The sequence below is a fragment of the Rhizobium sp. KNZ14-9A genome, from assembly GCF_056755015.1.
The window spans coordinates 710,916-731,004 of sequence record NZ_JBPGXB010000002.1 but is presented as its reverse complement, the minus strand read 5'-3'; the positions used below and the strand labels follow the sequence as shown (position 1 = coordinate 731,004).

Here is a 20,089-nt window from a genome sequence, read left to right as displayed (position 1 = left end):
ATGCCCTACTCCGCCGGCATGCCGTGCGGCACGCGGAAGAGGCTCCGGTCCTGCGCACGTTTTTCCGGGCGATGGCGCGTCAGCGCCAGAATGAAGCCGGCCGTCACGCAGATCGCCACCATCGACGAACCGCCGTAGGAAATCAGCGGCAGCGTCATGCCCTTGGCCGGCAGCAGTTCGAGATTGACGCCGATATTGATGATCGACTGGATGCCCATCTGCAGCACAAGGCCTGCGACGGCAAAGCGATTGAAGTCGTTGCGTTCGCGATAGGCATGCGACAGGCCGCGCAGCACCAGCACGGTGAAGATGACGACGAGCGCGATGCAGAAGACGATGCCGAATTCCTCGGCCGCGACCGAAAAGATGAAATCGGTATGCGCATCCGGAATGATGCGCTTGACGATGCCTTCGCCCGGCCCCTGCCCGAACCAGTCACCGCGGATGATCGCCTCGCGGGCGGTATCGATCTGGAACGTATCGCCTTCGCCGGTAAGGAACTTGTCTATTCGGCCCGCCACGTGCGGGAAAACGTAGTAGGCGGTCACAAGGCCGCCGGCACCGCCGACACCCAGCACGATGATCCAGAGCCACGGCATGCCAGCCATGAAGAACATCCCTCCCCAGACAGCCGTCGTCAGGATCGTCTGGCCAAGGTCAGGCTGTGCCACGAGCAGGGCGACGACGATGCCGAACAGGATGATGGCGAAGAGATTGCCCGGTATCTCCGGCTGGCGCGCATGTTCGGCAAAGAGCCAGGCGCAGACCACGACGAAGGCCGGCTTCATGAATTCCGACGGCTGGATGGAAAGGCCGGCGATCCAGATCCAGCGCCTTCCACCCTTGACCTCCTGGCCGAAGAACAGCACCAGCAGCATCATGGCGAGTGCCACGATCAGCAGGATGATTGCGGTGCGCCGCACCTGGCGCGGCGTCAGGAACGAGAGGCCAAGCATGACCGCAATCGACGGGATCATGAAGGCGGCGTGGCGCTTGACGAAATGGAAGGGCTCCAGGCCGATGCGCTCGGCAACTGCCGGCGAAGCCGCAAAGGAGAGCATGAAGCCGATGCCCATCAGGAAGAGGAACAAGGCCAGGAAAAAGCGGTCGATGGTCCAGAACCAATCCGCCAATGCTCCACGTTCCGCGCGGCTCACCATGTCATTTGTCTCCTGTTGCCGAATTGATCAGCATGGTCACGCCGTCAAGGGAGGCCACATGGCCGACAAAGGCATCGCCCCTGACTTCGAAGTTCTTGTACTGGTCGAAGCTTGCGCAAGCCGGGGATAACATCACGGCCACGGGACCGGTTTCATCCTTTTCGGCGTCAGCTGCGGCATGCGCCACGGCCCGTTCCAGCGTGCCTGATATTTCGTAGGGTGCCGCCTCGCCGAGCGTCGCGGCAAATTCTGCCGCCGCCTCACCGATCAGATAGGCCTTGGCGATCCGCGGGAAATAGGGCGCAAGCGTCGTAATACCGCCCGCCTTCGGCAATCCGCCGGCAATCCAATAGATCCTGTTATAGCTCGAAAGTGCCGGAGCCGCAGCATCCGCATTCGTCGCCTTGGAATCGTTGACGAAGACGACATTACCACGCCGGCCGATCGGTTGCATGCGATGCTTGAGGCCGGGGAAGGATGCAAGACCCGCACGGATGTCCTCGGCGGAGACACCCACCGCAAGGCAGGCGGCGACCGCGGCAGCAGCGTTCTGTGCATTGTGACTGCCGCGCAGCGTCTGGATGCCGTCGAGATCGACGAAGGGCAGCATGGCACCACCCGCTGCCTGGATGAGCTTCGTGCCTTCGGCATAAATACCGTCGGCCAGCACATTGCGGCGGGATATCCGCATCACCTTCACGCCTGCCCGCTCGATACGGTCGGCAATCAGCGCCGAATGGCTGTCATCGACGCCGACCACAGCGACATCGCTGCCGGCGACCAGCCGTTCCTTGACATCCGCATAGTGCTGCATCGTGCCATGCCGATCGAGGTGATCGGGCGTCAGGTTGAGCAGGATGCCGGCGGACGGATTGAGCGTCGGCGCAAGATCGATCTGGTAGGAGGAGCATTCGACGACGAAATAGCGCTCGCTTTTCGGCGGATCGAGTGTCAGCACGGCCGTGCCGATATTGCCGCCGAGCTGCGTATCGCGGCCACTCGAGTTCAGGATATGGGCAATCAGCGCCGTCGTCGTCGATTTGCCGTTGGTCCCCGTGATCGCGATGAATGGGCAATCGGGAGCATGCGCCCGGCGCTCGCGCACGAAGAGTTCGACATCGCCGACGATATCGACACCGGCAGCACGCGCGAGATCAACGGTCCAGTGCGGCTTCGGATGGGTGAGCGGCACGCCGGGAGAAAGCACGAAGAGCGCCTGCGCGCTCCAGTCGATCGTGTGCAGGTCGGCGGTAGTAATACCTTCCGATGCGGCCTTGGCAACGCTGTCAGGATTGTCGTCCCAAGCTGTGACATCAGCACCGCCAGCGATCAGCGCCTTGGCGGTCGCTGAGCCGGAGCCGCCGAGACCGAAGAGAGCGACCTTCTTTCCTGCAAGCGTCGTGACCGGGATCATGACCGCCTCACCGCAGCTTCAGGGTGGAAAGGCCGAGCATGGCAAGGCCGACGGCGATGATCCAGAAGCGGATCACCACCTGGCTCTCAGTCCAGCCCTTCTTTTCGAAATGGTGGTGGATCGGCGCCATGAGGAAGACGCGTCGGCCAGTCATCTTGAAGAAGCCGACCTGGATGATGACCGACAGGGTTTCTATGACGAAGAGGCCGCCGACGATCGCCATGACGATCTCATGCTTGGTGGCGACGGCAACCGTACCGATCGTGCCGCCGAGCGCCAGCGACCCGGTATCCCCCATGAAAATCGCCGCCGGGGGGGCGTTGAACCAAAGGAAGCCGAGGCCCGCGCCGATAACGGCGCCGAGCACGACGGCAAGCTCGCCAGTACCGGGCACGAAATTGATCTGAAGGTAATTGGCAAAGACCGCATTACCGGCGAGATAGGCGATGATGCCGAAGGCGGCGGCGGCAATCATGACCGGCACGATAGCAAGGCCGTCGAGGCCATCAGTCAGGTTCACGGCATTGCCGGCGCCGACGATGACGAAGCCGCCGAAGACGACGAACATGATGCCGATATTGATCAGGAAGTCTTTGAAGAAGGGAAATGCAATCGAGGAGCCGAAGGTGGAGCCTGCCGGACCCGAGACGAGCGCCGTGCGCATCATGAAATAGACGGCGATGCCGGCAATGATGAACTCGATGCCGAGACGCGCCTTGCCCGAAAAGCCCTTGTGGCTCTGCTTGGTGACCTTGAGATAATCGTCATAGAAGCCGATGGCGCCGAAGCCGAGTGTCACGAGCAGCGTCGCCACGACATAGACATTGGAAAGATCGGCCCAGAGCAGCGACGCGCCGACGATGCCGGCAAGGATCATCAGGCCGCCCATGGTCGGCGTACCGGCCTTCTTGAAATGCGTTTGCGGCCCGTCGGCGCGGATCGGCTGGCCCTTGCCTTGCCGGATGCGCAGCGAGTTGATGATAGCAGGCCCGAAGAGGAAGACGATCAGAGCGGAGGTAAAAAGAGCGGCACCCGCCCGGAAGGTAATGTACCTGAACAAATTCAGAAATTTGAAATATTCCGACAGTTCGACTAGCCAAATTAGCATTCAAGGCCCCTTTTACCCGATCATAATTCGCGTTGCGTGTCTGAAACTGGCGGGTACTTGTCAAGGAGCGCGGCGACAATCTTGCCGAAACCGATCCCCATAGACGACTTCACCATCAACACGTCGCCAGGTGCGATCGAGTTCAATACGAATTCCAACAATTCTTCCGTCTTCTCGCGATGCTCGACTGCGACGCTGTCGGGAAGCGATTCTTTCAGCACCACCATCTCAGGCCCCGCGAGCCAGACATGTTCGAGACCGGCGGCCAGTAGCGGGCCGGCAAGATCCGCATGCACCTGCTCGGCAAATTCGCCCATTTCCAGCATGTCGCCGAGCACGGCGATGCGGTGTCCCCGGCCGGTCGGTTCGGCTGTCGCAAGCAACGCGATCGCCGCGCGCATGGAGGCCGGATTGGCGTTATAGCTCTCATCGATGAGCGTGAAGCTGCCATTGCCGATCGGAAGCCTGTAGCGCTTGCCCCTGCCCTTTTCCGGCTTCAGCGTCGCAAGTGCTTCGATTGCCTTGTCGAGGCTGGCGCCGACGATCGTCACGACACCCAATGCAGCCAGCGCATTCTCAGCGATGTGGCGGCCCGGCGCGCCGATGCGCACTTCCTTGGTATCGCCTCCAACCGTCATCCAGAGCGTCGAGCTTTCGTCCGAGCCGTTGAATTCAGCGAGACGGAACTCCGCCTTGGCATGCTGGCCAAAGGAATGGATCTTCGTGATGCCGAGCGCCTGGGCTGCCTGCTCCAGGAAATTGAACTGATCATTGTCGCGGTTGAGAATGACGTCGCCGCCGGGCTCCAGCCCCTCGAAGATTTCCGCCTTGGCGGCGGCAATTTCCTGAACGCTCTGGAAATTGCCGAGATGGGCCGGCGCGATCGTCGTGATGACAGCGACATGCGGTCGGATCATCTTCACAAGCGGCCGGATCTCGTCCGGATGGTTCATGCCGACCTCGAACACGCCGAAATAGGTGTCGATCGGCATGCGCGCCAAGGTCAGCGGCACGCCCCAATGATTGTTGAAGGAAGCAACGGACGCATGCACCTTACCGGAGGGAGACAGCACATGGCGCAGCATCTCCTTGGTCGTCGTCTTGCCGACCGATCCGGTGACGGCCATGATCTTCGCCCGCGAACGCTCACGCGACGCAAGCCCCAGACGGCCGAGCGCGGCAAGGACATCCTCGACCACGATCATCGGCACCGTCAGGCGGCCCATGGCCGGTAGGCGGGCCTCGCTGACGACCAGCAGCGACGCGCCGTTTGCCATTGCCATCGAAGCATAATCGTGCCCATCAACGCGGTCGCCTTTGATCGCGAAAAAGGCTTCACCAGGCGCAATCGAGCGGCTGTCGATGGAAATACCGGTAATACCCTGCGGCAGCGAGCCGAACGGACGGCCCGCCATCGCGGCGATCATGTCTTCGGTGGTCCAGAGCCAGTTCATGGTACCCGCTCCTCCAAAGCCTTGCGCACTTCGGCATGATCGGAAAACGGCAGCGTGACGCTACCGACCGTCTGCCCCTCTTCATGTCCCTTGCCGGCAACGATCAGCGTATCGCCGGATTTCAGCTGCAGAACCGCCTCACGTATCGCCTGGGCGCGGTCGCCGATCTCGGAAGCGCATTTGGCCGCGGCCATGATCTCGCCGCGGATCGCAGCCGGCTCTTCCGAGCGCGGATTATCATCGGTGACGATGACGACATCGGCAAGCCGGCAGGCGATCTCGCCCATAATCGGCCGTTTGCCGCGGTCACGGTCTCCGCCGCAGCCGAACACGACGATGACGCGGCCCGTCGTGAACGGACGCACCGAGTTTAGCACATTTTCCAGCGCGTCCGGCTTGTGGGCGTAATCGACATAGGCGAGCGCGCCGTCCTTGGTATGACCGACCAGCTCAAGACGGCCGGAAGCACCCTGCAGCTTTTCGAGTGCCGCCATCGCGATCTTTGCCGGAACGCCGGTCGACATGGCGAGCGCCGCAGCAACCAGCGCATTGGCAATCTGGAAATCCCCGGCAAGCGGAATATCGACTTCGAAGATCTCACCATCGGCATGAACTTCCGCAACCTGCTTGTGACGAAAATGCTCGACGCGCTTCAGCGTCAGATAGGCACCCTTGCGGCCAACCGTACGCACATCGTGGCCGGCAGCCGTCGCCGCCTTGATCGCCTGCTCCGACCACGGATCGTCTGCGAAGATGATGGCAGGCGAGCCCTTCGGCAGCACCCGGTCGAAGAGATGCATCTTGGCGGCCATATAGTCTTCGACCGTCGGATGGTAATCCATATGGTCGCGGCCAAGATTGGTGAAGGCGGCAGCTGCGAGCTTCACGCCGTCGAGGCGATACTGGTCGAGGCCGTGGCTGGAAGCCTCCATCGAGGCATGCGTGACGCCTTCATCGGCCAGTTCAGCGAGCAGCTCGTGCAGCGATACAGTATCAGGCGTCGTCAGCGATCCATATTCATTGCGTGTCGGCGAGATGACGCCGGTCGTGCCGATCATCGCGGCCGCATGGCCGGCATGCGCCCAGATCTGCCGGGTAAAGGAAGCAACCGAGGTCTTGCCGGCCGTGCCCGTCACCGCAACCATCGTTGCCGGCTGGCGGCCATAGAAATGCGAAGCGGCAACTGAGAGGAAACGGCGCGGCTCGGCAACGACCAGAACCGGTACGGAGGTCTCGGCCGCATGCGATGCGATGACGACGGCAGCACCTTTGGCAATCGCATCAGCGATGAAACCCGCACCATCCGCCTTGGAGCCGGCAATCGCCACGAAAGCCATTCCGGGTGCGATCTTCCGGCTGTCGGAAGACAATCCTGATATATCCAGCGCCCCGGCCGGTCCTTCAAGTTCAGCTTTGAGTTCCGGAAACGCATTTCCGGCAAGGTCCCGCAATTTCATCGAATGCACTTTTCTGGTTCAGGCCGACCGCCCCTTACGAATCGACACCGACATTGATTCACACTCAATAAGACACCAACAAGGCCGAACCGTCTTCGCCAAATTCCGGTTCCACACCGAGGATGGGGGCAGCGCGGCGCACGATGTTCTTGACCATGGGGGCTGCCGTATAGGCTGCGATACGCTGGTGCTGCTCACCGTCAAGCGGTTCATCGCAGAAGGTCAGCACCACATACTTCGGATTGTTGATCGGGAAAGCCGCCAGAAAAGCGTTGAAATTCAGGTTGCTGGCGTAGCGACCGTTGACGACCTTGTCGGCCGTGCCGGTCTTGCCGCCGACATGAAACCCTGGCACATCGGCATTGCGGCCGGAGCCTTTCACGCCATTCAGCTTGAAGAGATAGCGGATATCGTCGCTGGTGCTTTTCTTAATGACCATTTCGGCGACTTCATCGGCCTGCTCGCGGTTGCGCGGCAAAAAGGTCGGCTCGATCAGCTTGCCGCCATTGATGAGCGCGGCACCGGCAACCGCCGTCTGCAGTGGCGTGGTGGCCACGCCATGGCCGAAGGAGATCGTGATGGAGTTGATCTTTTTCCAGACGCGCGGCTGGCTCGGCATCTTCACTTCGGGCAGCTCGGTCTGCATCTTGGAGAGCAGACCGAGACGCGTCAGATATTCCTTCTGCATCTCCATGCCGACGATGTCGATCATTCTCGCCGTGCCGATATTAGAGGAATATTCGAAGATTTCGGGCACGGTCAGCCAGCGGCGCTGGCCGTGGAAGTCGTGAATGGTGAAGCCCCCGATGCGGATCGGGTTCGTGGCGTCGAAACTGTCTTTCAGCGAGACCTTGCCGCTGTCGATCGCCATGGCGGTCGAGAACGTCTTGAAGGTCGAGCCCATCTCGAACGTGCCGTTCGACATGCGGTTCAGCCAGCCGTCCTTGGAGCCTTCCTGCGGATTGTTCGGATCGAAATCCGGCGCAGACGCCATGGCGAGCACTTCGCCGGTATGGGCATCCAGCACGACGGCCCCTGCCCCCTTGGCCTTGTAGTTGACCACGGCATCGGCAACGACATCGCGTACGATCGCCTGCACGCGCACATCGATCGAAAGGCGCACCGGCTCCAGCGGCTGGTTGCTCGTCATGCCGACCGAGGCGAGATCGGCAAGCCCCTGATCGTCTATATATTTCTCCATGCCGGCAACGCCGCGGTTGTCGATGTTGACATAGCCAAGGATATGCGCGGCCGTCGCGCCGCCCGGATAGAAGCGGCGCTTTTCCGGACGGAAACCGATGCCGGGAATGCCAAGCGCCAGGATCTGGCTCTGCTGCTTCGGTGTCAGCTGGCGGCGCAGCCAGGCGAAATGCGAGGTGCGGTTCGAGAGCTTCTTATAGGTGTCCTTGACGTCGAGGTCGGAAAGCACCGTCTGCAGCTTCTCTACGGCCTCGTCGGTATCGACGATCTTGTTCGGCTCGGCAAACAGCGAAACGGTGCGGATATCGGTCGCCAGCACTTCGCCGTTGCGGTCGACAATATCGGGGCGCGACGCCATCAGCCGGTCGGGCGGCAAGATAGACGAGACCGATTCCGGTTCCTTCATCGCATATTCGACCATACGGGCGCCGATGACCGCATAGAGGGCGGTAAAGCCGACGATCAGCAGGCCGACGCGGCTCCTGGCCTGCCCGGCCCTGCGCTTGCGCGAGCCTTCGATCGCCATGCCCGAGGGGGCGCCGAAACGGTCGTAGACGCCGGCAGAAAAATGCGCCTGGCTCTTCAGCACCATGATGCGGGAAAGGAAGGACATTATTCCACCGCTCCCGTTTCGATCTGGTCCGCGTCTTCGGCTTCGCGGGGCGCTGGCATCGGGATCGGTTGAGCCTTGGCGGCAGCACCCGGCTTGGCGCCCGCCTTGGCTTCGGTGATATCAGGCGGAGGAACCTGCGACTTCAGCATCGGCAGCTCGCGCGCATGGGCAAGCGAGGTCGAATCCGTCGGCTGCAACTGCAGCTCGCTGTTATAGGCATTGACCAGCCGCTCCAGCCGGTTCGGCTGCGATTGCAGCGCCCAGTCGGCCTTCAGGAGATCGATCGTGTCCTTTTCCAGCTTGATCTCCGCTTCGAGGCGATGAACCTCCTCGAGCTTAAGCTCCGCGCGGTGCTTGATCGTATAGGTGACGGCGGCTGCCGCTGTCATGATGCCGATGAGCACAAGATCGAACGTTCTCAGCATATCAACCTCCAAGCTTTCCGAGGCTGGCAAGATTTGGGAATCCGAAGAGCGACATGTCTTCGGATTCAGCGGGGGCGGTGGTGCGCTGGCCGGCGCGCAGCTTGGCGGAACGGGCACGCGGATTGGCCTGAGCTTCTTCTTCGCTTGCAGAAACCATCGACTTGCCGACCGGCTCGAAGGTCGCGGCGCGCTCATGCGCAATGGGCAGATGGCGGGAGCCGGAAGCCTTGCCGGCACGGTCGGAGAAGAACTTCTTGACGATACGGTCTTCCAGCGAATGGAAGGTGACGACGACGAGACGGCCGCCGGGCTTCAGCGCCCGCTCGGCAGCAAACAGCGCCTGCGCCAGCTCGCCGAGCTCGTCATTGACGAAGATGCGCAGCGCCTGGAAGACGCGCGTTGCCGGATGGATCTTGTCCTTCATCTTGCGCGGCGTCACCAGCTCGATCAGGCCGGCGAGATCGCGCGTCGTCTCGAAGGGTTTTTCGACGCGGCGCTTTTCGATAGCGTGCGCGATACGGGGCGCCTGATTTTCCTCGCCGAGATAGTGGAAGATCCGGATGAGATCGGCGACCTTGGCGCGATTGACGACATCGGCGGCGGAAACACCGGCAGCCGACATGCGCATGTCGAGCGGCCCGCTCTTCTGGAACGAGAAGCCGCGCTCGGCCTCATCGATCTGCATGGAGGAAACACCGATATCGAGCACCACGCCATCGAGCCCGCCATCGGGCGCATGATCGGCAAGTTGCGAAAACTGCGAATGGATGAGCTTGAGATGACCGCCATGGGCGGCGACGAGCGCCTGGCCGGCGGCAATCGCCGTCGGATCGCGATCGAGCGCGATCACATCGGCACCTGCGTCGAGAATGGCGGAGGTATAGCCACCCGCACCAAAGGTGCCATCGAGGATGACCTTGCCGGAAAAAGGCTCCAGCGCCGCAAGCACTTCCTTGAGAAGAACCGGAATGTGGCGAACCGGTCCGCCACCGGCTTCAGTTGAACCTCCGCCAGGATTCGCCGCCATTCCGTTCCCTCGTTCGCTCAGGAACGCTTGCCCGCCAGCTTGCGCTCCCCTCGTGCCTGCGCCTGCGCGGCCGCGAATGCTTGCGGCTGCCAGAGCTGAAAGTGATCCGCCCGACCAACGAAGGTCACCTCGTCCGAAATACCGGTGAAGTCGCGAATGAAATCCGTGACCATCAACCGCCCCTCGGCGTCGAGCCTCATGAAGACCCCGCCCCCATGAATGAGAAGCGACATCTCGTTTGCATCCGGCGAAAACGGATCTTCCGCCGCAATCTGCCGTTCGAACCTCTCCAGAAGATCCGGACCGCCGACGCTGATCGCCGGAAACACAAAATCCTGGAAGCAATAAACCTCCTGAATATTGCGCTGCGCCAGCACGGAACGAAACGCCGCCGGCACGGAAACCCGGCCCTTGGTATCGATCTTGTTGGTCGCATTCGACAGGAAGCGGCTCATGACACGAAACATCCGTTTCCGAAAGAGCCCGGAACGCCCTAGGCCGCCCGAAACCCTCAAAATCAGGCACAGCTTCGCAAGCCGAAAGAACCAAGGCTCTCCCGACGCTTCCGATCCGGAAGACGCCTTTGCTTTGCGATTGATGGGCAGATGATTGCCCTGATGCAGTGCGCATTTGGGATAGCATGGGACCATATGGGCGTCAATGGGATGAGCCCATTTTGAGGCGGGCGCAGTATCAAACATTTATAAGCTGTTAAGTTTAACAAAGGGTTAGGAAAGCGATTCTCAAACGCCACCCGAAGCACACTGAGCGAACGGGAGATCCGGCCAAGCAAGATCCGTGAGACCTCGCCTCCATTTCAGACATTTCAATGGCTTGATAGGAAGGAAATTGGATTTTGCGGCAAAGCGGACGCCGGAAAAGGTAATCGCCAGTTGGCCTGTAAGCCGGGTTCTGTATGGCTCCGGCGAACCGGAACGTGGCAGCCATTCATCTGGGACAGCGCTTGCACGCTGCCTCACGCAACCCACCCGGATGACTGACCCAGAAACAGGCCGGAAGGCTTTCGCCAACCGCGTCATCCCTATTCGGTTTTGCTCCCGGTGGGGTTTACCGTGCCATATCCGTTGCCGGAGATGCGGTGGGCTCTTACCCCACCCTTTCACCCTTACCTGTCAAGACAGGCGGTTTGCTTTCTGTGGCACTTTCCCTGAGGTCGCCCTCGCCGGACGTTATCCGGCACCGTGTTTCCGTGGAGCCCGGACTTTCCTCACCCTACCGCCTTTCGGCATTGGTAAAGCGCGGCTGCCCGGCCAACTGGCAGGGGCTCCCTTAAACGAGGAAGCCCGCAAATGCCAACGAAATATGGGGTGGTAGGCTTAACGGAAATAAGGTGTGAAATCCGTGGCGTAGCCCTGATCCTTGATTCTGCCTGCCAGAAGCAGTTCAGCCCCCAGCCTGCCGATCTCGTCGGAGCTCTTCGCCGACGTTCCCGAGCAGCCGGTCAGAACGGCAATGTGCGGCGAAGCGGTATAGCCAATCATCGGATAGCGGCTCTTGGTATAGGAGACCACGCAGGATGCACTCGAAATGGACCGTGCCTCGAGTTCCGGCACGATGCGTGCAACGATGCCCTCGAAGTGTTCGCGCGCAACTTCGCGCCCGTCGGTGCGGAACCAGGCACGCATGTCTCTATCATTGTTCAGCACCAGATTGTCCGGATCACCGCCGATCTTCAGATAAAGCCTGCCGTCGGGATAGCGGATCGGCGGCAGCAGGTAGATGTCGATGCCGGGTGCATCGAGGATCAGCGAGGGCATGCCGGCAAAGCGATGCGCATCCTCTTCCGCCACTTCGAAAAGGGCCACGGTGCGCCCGTAAACCGTCATATCAACGGATTGCGGCAAGAGATTCTGCGAAATGGAAAAACCGCCGGCCGCAAGCAGCACTTTCCCGGCGCGATAGACCTCGCCGCCCGCCGTTGTGACGACAGCCGCCCCGCTCTCCTCCCGGATCGAGATGACATGATCACGGATCATCGCCGCACCTGCCTTCTCGGCAAGCAGCGACTGCGCCCTTACAAGCTTGCGCGGGCTGATATGCCCCGCCCCCTTCGCTTCGAAAATGCCGGTACTGCCGGCGGGAAAGGCGAAATAGGGAAACTGTCTCTTCAGGCCAACCTCGTCGAGGGGCGCGGTCTCCACACCGAGCGAGGTCGCTGCCCGCCGTGTATCGTTGAGATAATCGCTTTCGGAAGACGCCACGGCGACACAGCCCGCTTCCGTATAGAAATCGATGCCGCTTTCTTTGGCGATCTCGCCATAGCGGGCGATGGAGCGATTGGCGAGCAAGGCCCAGTCGCGGTCCGGATCGATGGTGCGCGTGATGCGGCCTTCGTCGTAATGACTGGCGAAGACGCCTTCATGCGCCTTGCGGTCTTCAGGCTCGTCCGGGCCGATGACGGCTATGCCATCCGTCTGGCGCGCCAGATATTTTGCGGCCGCGGCACCCATCATGCCGCGGCCGATGACGATGAATTTAAAATCGACTGCCATATCTCACCTCGCTAAAGGCCAGCGATAACATGGCAATCGTTCTGAATCATCCGGCCCTTGTCAGAGACAAGCGCTTCCGTTTCAGAGCATCGCAAGAACCTTGCCGCAATAGGACTTGGAGACTGGGTTCATGCGCGTGGCGCCGTGACCGGCATTGTACTTGAGGATGGTATTGCAGGTCTGCCCGCCACCGAGATCGTGGGCGGCCGCCAGGTACTTCATGCCGTATTTGATGTTGGTTTCCGGATCGAACAGACCCTTGGCACCGCCGGAATAGCCCATCATGCGGGCCGTCGCCGGCTTGATCTGCATCAGGCCGATTTCGCCATGGCTGCCACGCGCCATCGGATTGAAATTGCTTTCAACACGGATGACAGCAGTCGCAAGAGCCACCGGCACATCATATTGATTGGCATATTTGCTGATCAATGCGGAATAGGAATTGCCGGAGACATCGGCGACGGGATAGCCACTCTGGCGCTCGACCGTCTTCAGCGGACGCTCTGTTTTCTTCTGTACACGCTGCGCCGTTCTCTGCAGGCGTTCTTTCTTATGTACGCGCTCCGCTGTCTTCTGCGGACGCTCCACTTTCTTCACGGGCGCATCGGCTCGTACGCCCCAGTCATTCGCAAAGGCAAAGCTATTTCCCGCCAGCACCATGCCAACACATGCTGCAGCAACAACAATCAATTTTCTCATGTAGTCTTGATCACTCCGACCCAAAGAATTGCCGGGCCGCGCGCCTCGCCAGCATGGAGAATACCTGGCCAAGAACTGATCAGGTTTCGCAGCAATTCTTATCGTTTCACATGACGCCTTCGATTTAACTTGGGAACAACCATCGGCGCCGCTTAGCGGAAGCTCTTAGACCATCGCAATGAGGAGATAATAGGGAAATGATGTGGCAGCCCGAATTTCGCGTCCAGACATGGAAAATCGGTAATGTCAGAAATGACGAAAGGTCAGGAATATCGCGGCAGCGCCGAAAGCAGGCGATGCAGCGTATCGATCGTCGAGAAATCGGCGATCCCGTCCACCCGTTCGGGGCGGAAATGTCGCTGGAAGGCTTCCACGTCACCGGCCGTCTTATCGCTGAATTCGCCTGTTATCTCAGTGCCGTAACCATAGAGCGACAGCATGGACTGCAGCGCCTCGATCGGCTGCCCACGATCACCGCGCTGGAAGAAGCGCCCGCCGGTAATAGCGGCCGGTTCCACCCAATGGCCGATGCCGGCCTGATACAGCTCGCGCCAGGGGAATTTTTCGCCCGGATCGACCTTGCGCACGGGGGCGACGTCAGAGTGGCCGAGCACCCTTTCAGGCACGATTGACCAGCGATCGCCGCAATCGCGACATAATTCGATCACCGCCGCAATCTGCTCTTTTGGATAATCCGGGAGCCCGCCCGGATGGCCGGCATTGGCGATCTCAATGCCGATCGACAATGAGTTGATATCCGTCTCGCCGCGCCAGAAACTCTTGCCCGCATGCCATGCGCGGCGGCTCTCCGGCACGAGTTGCACGACCTCGCCGTCCGGCTGCACGAAATAATGACTGGAGACCTGGCTTTCGTCCCGACAGAGCCAGTCGAGTGCTCCTTCCGGGCTCGGCATGCCGGTATAATGCAGCAGGATCATATCGGGCTTGCGCCCGTCAGCGCGTTCGCCATGGTTCGGCGAAGGCTGGACGCGCGCCTGCTTGTAATCGGCCTCGAATGAGGTCATGCGGCGCGGCGTTCCTTTTCAATCGCCGCATAGGCGTCGTTCAGCGCTGCCATGCGTTCATTGGCAATCGCATGAAACTCTTCCGGCACGCCGCGTGAGATCAGCCGGTCCGGATGATGCTCACTGACGAGCACATGATAGTGGCGGCGGATCGTCGGGAAATCATCTGCCGGCGAAACCCCGAGAACCTTGTAGGGGTCGCGTCCATCGGAAACGTGACGCGCAGCGATCTGATCGAAACGGGCCTCGCTCATCTGGAAGATCTCGGCAATATGGCGCAGGAAATTCATTTCATTCTCGTGGATCAGCCCATCCGCCTTGGCGATATGGAACAGACCATCGAGAACATCCTCCAGAACCGGGCAATTGGCGGCGCAGGTCGAGCAGAGCGTGGACAGCTTCGCTGCATAGGCCTCGTAACCGGCAACGTCCTGGCGGGCGAGATTATAGAGGCGCGCGACATTCTTCGCCTCGCTCGGAGGAAACTCGAAGATATCGCGGAAAGCCTGCACTTCCTTTTCGCTGACGATACCGTCGGCCTTTGCCATCTTGGCCGAAAGCGCAATGACAGCTACGGAGAAGGCAACCTTGCGGCGTGTTTCCGGATCGCCTTCGAAAACCGTGCGAATAGCCTCGACCACCGCGGAGAGCGCATTGCCCGCGGTATTGCCAATGGCATTCACCAGTTTTTCCCAGAAAGACATCGTCATCTTCTCGCAATGCAGCAAGCTCTAGAAGAAACACCTTGACCAAATAATCGTCTCCATTGCAAGGCGGCTATTGGTCGTAGGTTTGAAAACAGTTTTCACAATTCGGTAATTGTCGCTGATGCTGCAACCATCCGCCGTGTCCGCCATTTTCTGCATTATCGGCACAGCGGCCGGCGATTTCCACAACACTTATGGATAGGTGGACTGGCATTGAACCGATTATATCGCCGCTTCCGGCACCCGCTCTGTAGAAAGGCGCGTTTTTCGTAAATTCTTTACTTTACAGGCCACTTTCCCTGCCGCATCCATGCGTTACCTGAAGCATGTCGCGCAAAACTGTGCAGCGGTTTTGCGGTCACGGCATGCGGAAAACAAAGACTTAACGCGTGGCAGACGGATCTGAAAAATCGTGACACGCTTTAAGCTGCACGTAGTCGCCCATCGGGCGCCAAAGGAGGGATTATGGCCAAACAGAAAGTCGCAATGCTGACCGCCGGAGGCCTCGCGCCCTGCCTGTCATCCGCCGTCGGCGGCCTGATCGAGCGCTATAGCGACGTTGCGCCCGATATCGAGCTCATCGCCTACAAGTCCGGTTATCAGGGCGTGCTGCTCGGCGACAGCGTCGCGATCAACAAGGAAATGCGCGAGAAGGCGCCGCTCCTGCACCGTTATGGCGGCTCGCCGATCGGCAACAGCCGCGTGAAGCTCACCAATGCCGCCGACTGCGTGAAGCGTGGCCTCGTCAAGGAAGGCGAAAATCCGTTGCGGGTCGCCGCGGAGCGCCTTGCCAATGACGGCGTCACCATCCTGCACACGATCGGTGGCGACGACACGAATACGACAGCCGCGGATCTGGCCGCCTATCTTGCGGCAAACGGTTATGACCTCACGGTCGTCGGCCTGCCGAAAACGGTCGACAACGACGTCGTGCCGATCCGCCAATCGCTCGGCGCCTGGACGGCCGCCGAAGTCGGCGCCCACTTCTTCGACAACGTCAGCAACGAACAGACCGCTGCCCCGCGCACGCTCGTCATTCACGAGGTCATGGGCCGCCACTGCGGCTGGCTGACGGCTGCCACCGCCCGCGCCTATCTCCAGCGCACCAAAGGCAATGAATATGTCGATGGCCTGATGATGAACGCGCATATGAAGAGCATCGACGCCGTCTACCTGCCGGAAATGGCCTTCGACCTCGATGCCGAGGCCGCGCGCCTAAAGGAGATCATGGACCGCACTGGCCATGCCACTGTCTTCGTATCGGAAGGCGCCTGCCTCGATGCCATCGTTGCCGAACGCGAGGCCGCCGGCGAGACGGTCAAGCGCGATGCCTTCGGACATGTGAAGATCGACACGATCAATGTCGGCGCCTGGTTCCAGAAGCAGTTCGCAAGTCTGCTCGACGCCGAGCGCTCGCTCGTCCAGAAATCCGGTTATTTCGCCCGCTCCGCACCGGCAAACGGCGAAGATCTGCGCCTGATCCAGAGCATGGTCGACCTCGCCGTCGAAAGCGCTCTCAACAAGATCTCGGGCGTAACCGGCCATGATGAAGCGCAGAACGGCAAGTTGCGCACAATAGAATTTCCGCGCATCAAGGGTGGCAAGCCATTTGATCTTGCAACCGCATGGTTTGGTGAAGTAATGAGCCAGATCGGGCAAAAATACAGAGCGGCATGATTGACGGATGGCTAATATGGTGTCTTTGCTTGTTCTCTAGGAATAGGAGGAGATTCCATGTCGCTTGAAGCTTGGCTCGCTTTTGCAGCCGCGTCCGCCATCATGCTCGCCATACCGGGACCGACCATTCTTCTGGTCGTTTCCTATGCGCTAGGTCATGGCCGGAAAACGGCGCTGGCGACCGTTTCGGGCGTGGCGCTCGGCGATTTCACGGCCATGACGGCGTCGCTTTTCGGACTGGGCGCACTGCTCGCCGCATCCGCGACGCTGTTCACCGTGCTGAAGTGGATCGGCGGCGCCTACCTGATCTGGCTGGGAATCAAGCTCTGGCGGGCTCCGATCGTCGGCGAACACATCGCGGACAACGATAACCTGCCGGAAGAAAAGTCGCGGCGGATCTTCCTGCACGCCTATATGGTGACGGCGTTGAACCCGAAGAGCATTGTCTTCTTCGTCGCCTTCGTTCCGCAGTTCCTCAACCCCGCCCTTCCCTTCTTCGATCAGATGCTGATCATGGAAGCGACATTCCTCGTTCTCGCCACCATTAATGCGTCCTGCTACGCCATGGCCGCGCATGCCGCCCGAGGCCTGATTCGTAAGGCCAGCGTGCAGCGCGCGGTCAACCGCACCGGTGGCACTCTCCTCATCGCTGCCGGCGCTGTAACCGCCGGGTATCGCCGTATTGCAGCTTAGAGCCTTTCCCGGTCAGATTGCAGCATTCTGCCGGAGCAGGTTTTCGTCAGGGCAAAGGCGATTGGCGACGGGCATACCCGTCGGTACGGCCGAGCCGATCGCCTTTGATCCTGGCGGAAAGATGCCCGGCCCTAGCTGGTTTGCAAGCAAACCACCGGGGTTGGCTGAAACGGTCCGCCTGATCGACCGGCCGGCTTGGCCGTAGATCTGGCTACGACGCGCGCCCGCCGGTCGACCATCCGACTCCGTTTGAGCCAACAGAATGCTGCAACCTGACCGGGAAAGGCTCTAATAATATTCCGTGGTTGCTGGAAAGCCACGAATAGGTTAATGGCTATCCCCGGGCTTAAGGTATTTAGTAACTTTTGAGACGCTGCCGGGGCGGCGGGATTCACGAAAGTGAGAGAATGGTAGCGATCGGATTTTCCGGCCTGAAACGCAGTCTTGTGGTCTCTACCATGCTCTGCGGTGTCATTTCCGGATGCGCGAGCGTCGAATATACCTCTCAGGCGGAACTGACCGCCGCACAGACCGTGATTCCCATGCCGAAGCCGGGTGAAGATGCAACGCTGGCTGCTATCCCGACCGCTGAAGGCGCAAACGGGCCGGCCGTCGCAACTCTCAATCCCCAGGCAGCAACTGCCGCACCTGTTCTCACTGCAGCCGCCATGCCGAATGTCGTCTCCCCCGTGCAGCAGCAGGCCGGTGATTTCGCCATGCAGGGCGGTGTCCAGCAGGTTGCCGTCAACGGCTATGCTCCCATTCCGCTCACGCCCGAAATGACGGCGATCCAGTCCGTCGTTCCGACGCCGCGTCCGGGCTCGCCGGCAAGCCCCTCCACGCAGCTTGCCTTCGCCGCCACGACACCGCAGAACGGCGCGCTCGCAGCGCTTGCCGCCGTCGATACCACGCCGCGCTTCACCATGGACTACGGCTTCGATGAGTCCGGTCCGATCGATCCGCCAGCTGCCCCGCCGATGTTCAGCGATGACGACAGCGACGATGCGCCGACCGTCGAAAAGAGCTTCGTCAGCAAGCTCATCAGCAAATATTCGAAGCTTTACGAAATTCCGGAATCGCTGCTCCACCGCGTCGTTCATCGCGAGAGCCGCTACAATTCCAAGGCCTACAACAAGCGCGGCTACTTCGGTCTCATGCAGATCAAGTACAACACCGCAAAGTCGATGGGTTACGGCGGCAATCCCGCCGGCCTCTTCGACGCCGAAACCAATATCAAATATGCAGGCAAGTACCTGCAGGGCGCTTGGCAGGTAGCCGACAAGAAGGAAGACGACGCCGTTCGTCTCTATGCCCGCGGTTACTATTATGACGCCAAGCGCAAGGGCATGACCGACATCGCCCAAGGCAATTACTGATAGTCCAATTATTGATACAAAACACCATCAGTGACGGGCCTCAGCCGGCTTCGCCGACTGAAGCGTATTGAGAATTTCCTTCAGCACGATCTGCGGCCTGTAGCCCAGCCAGCTCGGCGTCAACCCCATGCGGACGAAAACGAGATTGGCCGAAGGAATGATTGCCACCGTCTGGCCGTCATGGCCCTGCAGCCAGAACGTATCCGGCGGCAAGCCGAACTCCGCGCTCGTGCCGCCGCCCGGCCCCGCAAGCCAGGCCTGGCCTTGCGTATATTTGCCGCCCGAGCTTGCCGTCGGCGTCCGCATCGTCGCAACAAAACCTTCCGGCAGAAGTCTCTGTCCGTTCCACACACCATCCTGCAACAGGAATTGGCCAAAGCGCGCCCAATCATGTCCCGTGGCGTAGAGATAGGAACTGCCGGTAAATGTACCGCGCTCATCGGCTTCGAAGACTGCGCTCGTCATGCCGAGTGGGGAAAACAGTGCATCGCGGGGATAATCGAAGGCCGCCCGCGGATCGCCGACCTTGTTCATCCAGATACGCGAAAGAAGCATGGCTGTGCCGCTGGAATAATGGAAATCGGTACCCGGCGCGGCCGCCAGGGGCGCACCTGCTGGCAGGGACACCATATCGGGGTCGAGATAGAGCATACGCGTCACATCGGCGACGGCGCCATAATCCTCGTTGAAGGCGAGCCCGCTTTCCATGCCGAGCAAGTCGGAGAGCTTGATATCGCCGCGCGGATCATTCGCCCATTGCGGCAGGAGATGCGTGTCATCGAATGAGATCTTGCCTGACAGCATCAGCCGGCCGATCAGCGCCGCATTGACGGTCTTCGTCATCGACCAGCCGACCAGCGGCGTATCGGCGTTGAAGCCCGGCCCGTAGCTTTCGGCAATGATGCGGCCATCCTGTACGACGACCATCGCCCGCATGGCAGGCCCGGCAAGCTTGGCATCAGCCAGAAGCGCCGCGACCTTGGCATTGCCGGTCGCCGGGTCGACGCCCTCACCGTCCGGCCAGACCGCGTTATTTTCACCCACCTGCGGCGCCGGCACCAGCGGTGCGCCCCTGGCGGCGGCATCGAAATCGCCATCAGGCACGCTCGTGCAGCCCAGAGCACCGCGATAAAGCGCGTAGCTCGGCGCAAACAGGCCCATGAAACGCGAAGTCACCCGCCCGCTGTCACGATCGATCTCGACACGCATCAGCCTGAGCAGCGGGTTTCCAGGCGCTTGGACATCGTCGTAAAGAACGGCGTCGGGATCACGACCGGCAATAAAGACATTGGAGCAGACGATCTTGGCTGCGTAGCCATTGCCCACCTTCAGGAGCTCCGGCGGGCTTATGGAGAGCCACGCGGCTGCGCCTATGGCAACGAGAATGACGAGCAGGGTCAAGCCCTTGAAGATACGCGGAACAACTCGCATGCAATCCTCCACGGAACGGAGAGAAGCAGGAAACTTGGCTCACGGAAAGAGAGAAGCGAAAAGAAGTGTTTCAATCGACTTCAAATTTCGCGGAAGTCTTGGCCGGGTCT

17 protein-coding genes, 1 other RNA gene and 1 pseudogene are annotated in these 20,089 nt (G+C 60.5%); 3 read left to right on the top strand and 16 right to left on the bottom strand.

What is annotated here, in order from left to right:
• Window positions 1-5: 5 nt before the first annotated feature.
• From ftsW to ACR9ZQ_RS09680, 14 genes are all read right to left on the bottom strand, one after another.
• Window positions 6-1,160: a putative lipid II flippase FtsW gene (gene ftsW, locus ACR9ZQ_RS09745; protein WP_007824016.1), complete on the bottom strand. Its 1,155-nt coding sequence runs from the start codon at window positions 1,158-1,160 to the stop codon at window positions 6-8.
• Between the two features lies 1 nt (window position 1,161).
• Window positions 1,162-2,574: a UDP-N-acetylmuramoyl-L-alanine--D-glutamate ligase gene (gene murD, locus ACR9ZQ_RS09740; RefSeq protein ID WP_310389333.1), complete on the bottom strand. Its 1,413-nt coding sequence runs from the start codon at window positions 2,572-2,574 to the stop codon at window positions 1,162-1,164.
• Between the two features lie 7 nt (window positions 2,575-2,581).
• Window positions 2,582-3,682 carry a phospho-N-acetylmuramoyl-pentapeptide-transferase gene (gene mraY, locus ACR9ZQ_RS09735; protein ID WP_113324358.1) on the bottom strand — a complete coding sequence of 367 codons (1,101 nt, stop codon included), beginning with the start codon at window positions 3,680-3,682 and terminating at the stop codon, window positions 2,582-2,584.
• Window positions 3,683-3,702: 20 nt separating this feature from the next.
• The gene (locus ACR9ZQ_RS09730; RefSeq protein WP_481427654.1) at window positions 3,703-5,136 is read right to left on the bottom strand and encodes a UDP-N-acetylmuramoylalanyl-D-glutamyl-2,6-diaminopimelate--D-alanyl-D-alanine ligase; all 1,434 of its coding nucleotides are present in this window, start codon (window positions 5,134-5,136) and stop codon (window positions 3,703-3,705) included.
• Window positions 5,133-6,593 carry a UDP-N-acetylmuramoyl-L-alanyl-D-glutamate--2,6-diaminopimelate ligase gene (locus tag ACR9ZQ_RS09725; protein WP_481427653.1) on the bottom strand — a complete coding sequence of 487 codons (1,461 nt, stop codon included), beginning with the start codon at window positions 6,591-6,593 and terminating at the stop codon, window positions 5,133-5,135. The genes ACR9ZQ_RS09730 and ACR9ZQ_RS09725 overlap by 4 nt, the downstream gene beginning before the upstream one ends.
• Before the next feature lie 64 nt (window positions 6,594-6,657).
• Window positions 6,658-8,406 (bottom strand): peptidoglycan D,D-transpeptidase FtsI family protein, encoded by a 1,749-nt coding sequence (locus ACR9ZQ_RS09720; protein WP_310389326.1) that lies wholly within the window; start codon window positions 8,404-8,406, stop codon window positions 6,658-6,660.
• Window positions 8,406-8,831 (bottom strand): cell division protein FtsL, encoded by a 426-nt coding sequence (ftsL, locus tag ACR9ZQ_RS09715; RefSeq protein WP_113322231.1) that lies wholly within the window; start codon window positions 8,829-8,831, stop codon window positions 8,406-8,408. Before ftsL ends, ACR9ZQ_RS09720 begins: the two co-directional genes overlap by 1 nt.
• A gap of 1 nt (window position 8,832) precedes the next feature.
• On the bottom strand, window positions 8,833-9,858 hold the full coding sequence (gene rsmH, locus ACR9ZQ_RS09710; protein ID WP_310389322.1) for a 16S rRNA (cytosine(1402)-N(4))-methyltransferase RsmH: 1,026 nt from the start codon (window positions 9,856-9,858) through the stop codon (window positions 8,833-8,835).
• A 17-nt stretch (window positions 9,859-9,875) separates the two neighbouring features.
• Window positions 9,876-10,313 carry a division/cell wall cluster transcriptional repressor MraZ gene (mraZ, locus tag ACR9ZQ_RS09705; protein ID WP_481427652.1) on the bottom strand — a complete coding sequence of 146 codons (438 nt, stop codon included), beginning with the start codon at window positions 10,311-10,313 and terminating at the stop codon, window positions 9,876-9,878.
• 430 nt (window positions 10,314-10,743) lie between these two features.
• Window positions 10,744-11,137: RNase P RNA component class A (gene rnpB, locus ACR9ZQ_RS09700), an RNA gene on the bottom strand.
• 58 nt (window positions 11,138-11,195) lie between these two features.
• Window positions 11,196-12,371 carry an NAD(P)/FAD-dependent oxidoreductase gene (locus ACR9ZQ_RS09695; protein WP_481427651.1) on the bottom strand — a complete coding sequence of 392 codons (1,176 nt, stop codon included), beginning with the start codon at window positions 12,369-12,371 and terminating at the stop codon, window positions 11,196-11,198.
• Between the two features lie 81 nt (window positions 12,372-12,452).
• Window positions 12,453-13,070, bottom strand: coding sequence for a lytic transglycosylase domain-containing protein (locus ACR9ZQ_RS09690; RefSeq protein WP_113322235.1), 618 nt, complete (start codon window positions 13,068-13,070; stop codon window positions 12,453-12,455).
• A 263-nt stretch (window positions 13,071-13,333) separates the two neighbouring features.
• Window positions 13,334-14,095: an N-acetylmuramoyl-L-alanine amidase gene (locus ACR9ZQ_RS09685; protein WP_481427650.1), complete on the bottom strand. Its 762-nt coding sequence runs from the start codon at window positions 14,093-14,095 to the stop codon at window positions 13,334-13,336.
• A complete protein-coding gene (locus tag ACR9ZQ_RS09680) occupies window positions 14,092-14,799 on the bottom strand; it encodes a J domain-containing protein (protein WP_007824048.1) in 708 nt (235 codons plus the stop codon). Before ACR9ZQ_RS09680 ends, ACR9ZQ_RS09685 begins: the two co-directional genes overlap by 4 nt.
• Window positions 14,800-15,267: 468 nt before the next feature.
• On the opposite strand from ACR9ZQ_RS09680, the gene ACR9ZQ_RS09675 reads away from it, so the two are divergent.
• Entirely contained in the window at window positions 15,268-16,479 is a 1,212-nt protein-coding gene (locus ACR9ZQ_RS09675) for a pyrophosphate--fructose-6-phosphate 1-phosphotransferase (RefSeq protein WP_310389312.1), read from the top strand.
• Window positions 16,480-16,536: 57 nt separating this feature from the next.
• Window positions 16,537-17,172: a LysE family translocator gene (locus tag ACR9ZQ_RS09670; RefSeq protein WP_310389310.1), complete on the top strand. Its 636-nt coding sequence runs from the start codon at window positions 16,537-16,539 to the stop codon at window positions 17,170-17,172.
• Window positions 17,173-17,184: 12 nt separating this feature from the next.
• Here ACR9ZQ_RS09670 and ACR9ZQ_RS09665 read toward each other — a convergent pair.
• Window positions 17,185-17,411 (bottom strand): annotated as a pseudogene (locus ACR9ZQ_RS09665) (hypothetical protein).
• Between the two features lie 168 nt (window positions 17,412-17,579).
• Here ACR9ZQ_RS09665 and ACR9ZQ_RS09660 point away from each other — a divergent pair.
• Window positions 17,580-18,548 carry a transglycosylase SLT domain-containing protein gene (locus ACR9ZQ_RS09660; protein ID WP_310389308.1) on the top strand — a complete coding sequence of 323 codons (969 nt, stop codon included), beginning with the start codon at window positions 17,580-17,582 and terminating at the stop codon, window positions 18,546-18,548.
• A 27-nt stretch (window positions 18,549-18,575) separates the two neighbouring features.
• On the opposite strand, the gene ACR9ZQ_RS09655 is transcribed toward ACR9ZQ_RS09660, so the two are convergent.
• The gene (locus ACR9ZQ_RS09655) at window positions 18,576-19,979 is read right to left on the bottom strand and encodes a serine hydrolase domain-containing protein (protein WP_310389305.1); all 1,404 of its coding nucleotides are present in this window, start codon (window positions 19,977-19,979) and stop codon (window positions 18,576-18,578) included.
• Window positions 19,980-20,089 lie beyond the last annotated feature (110 nt).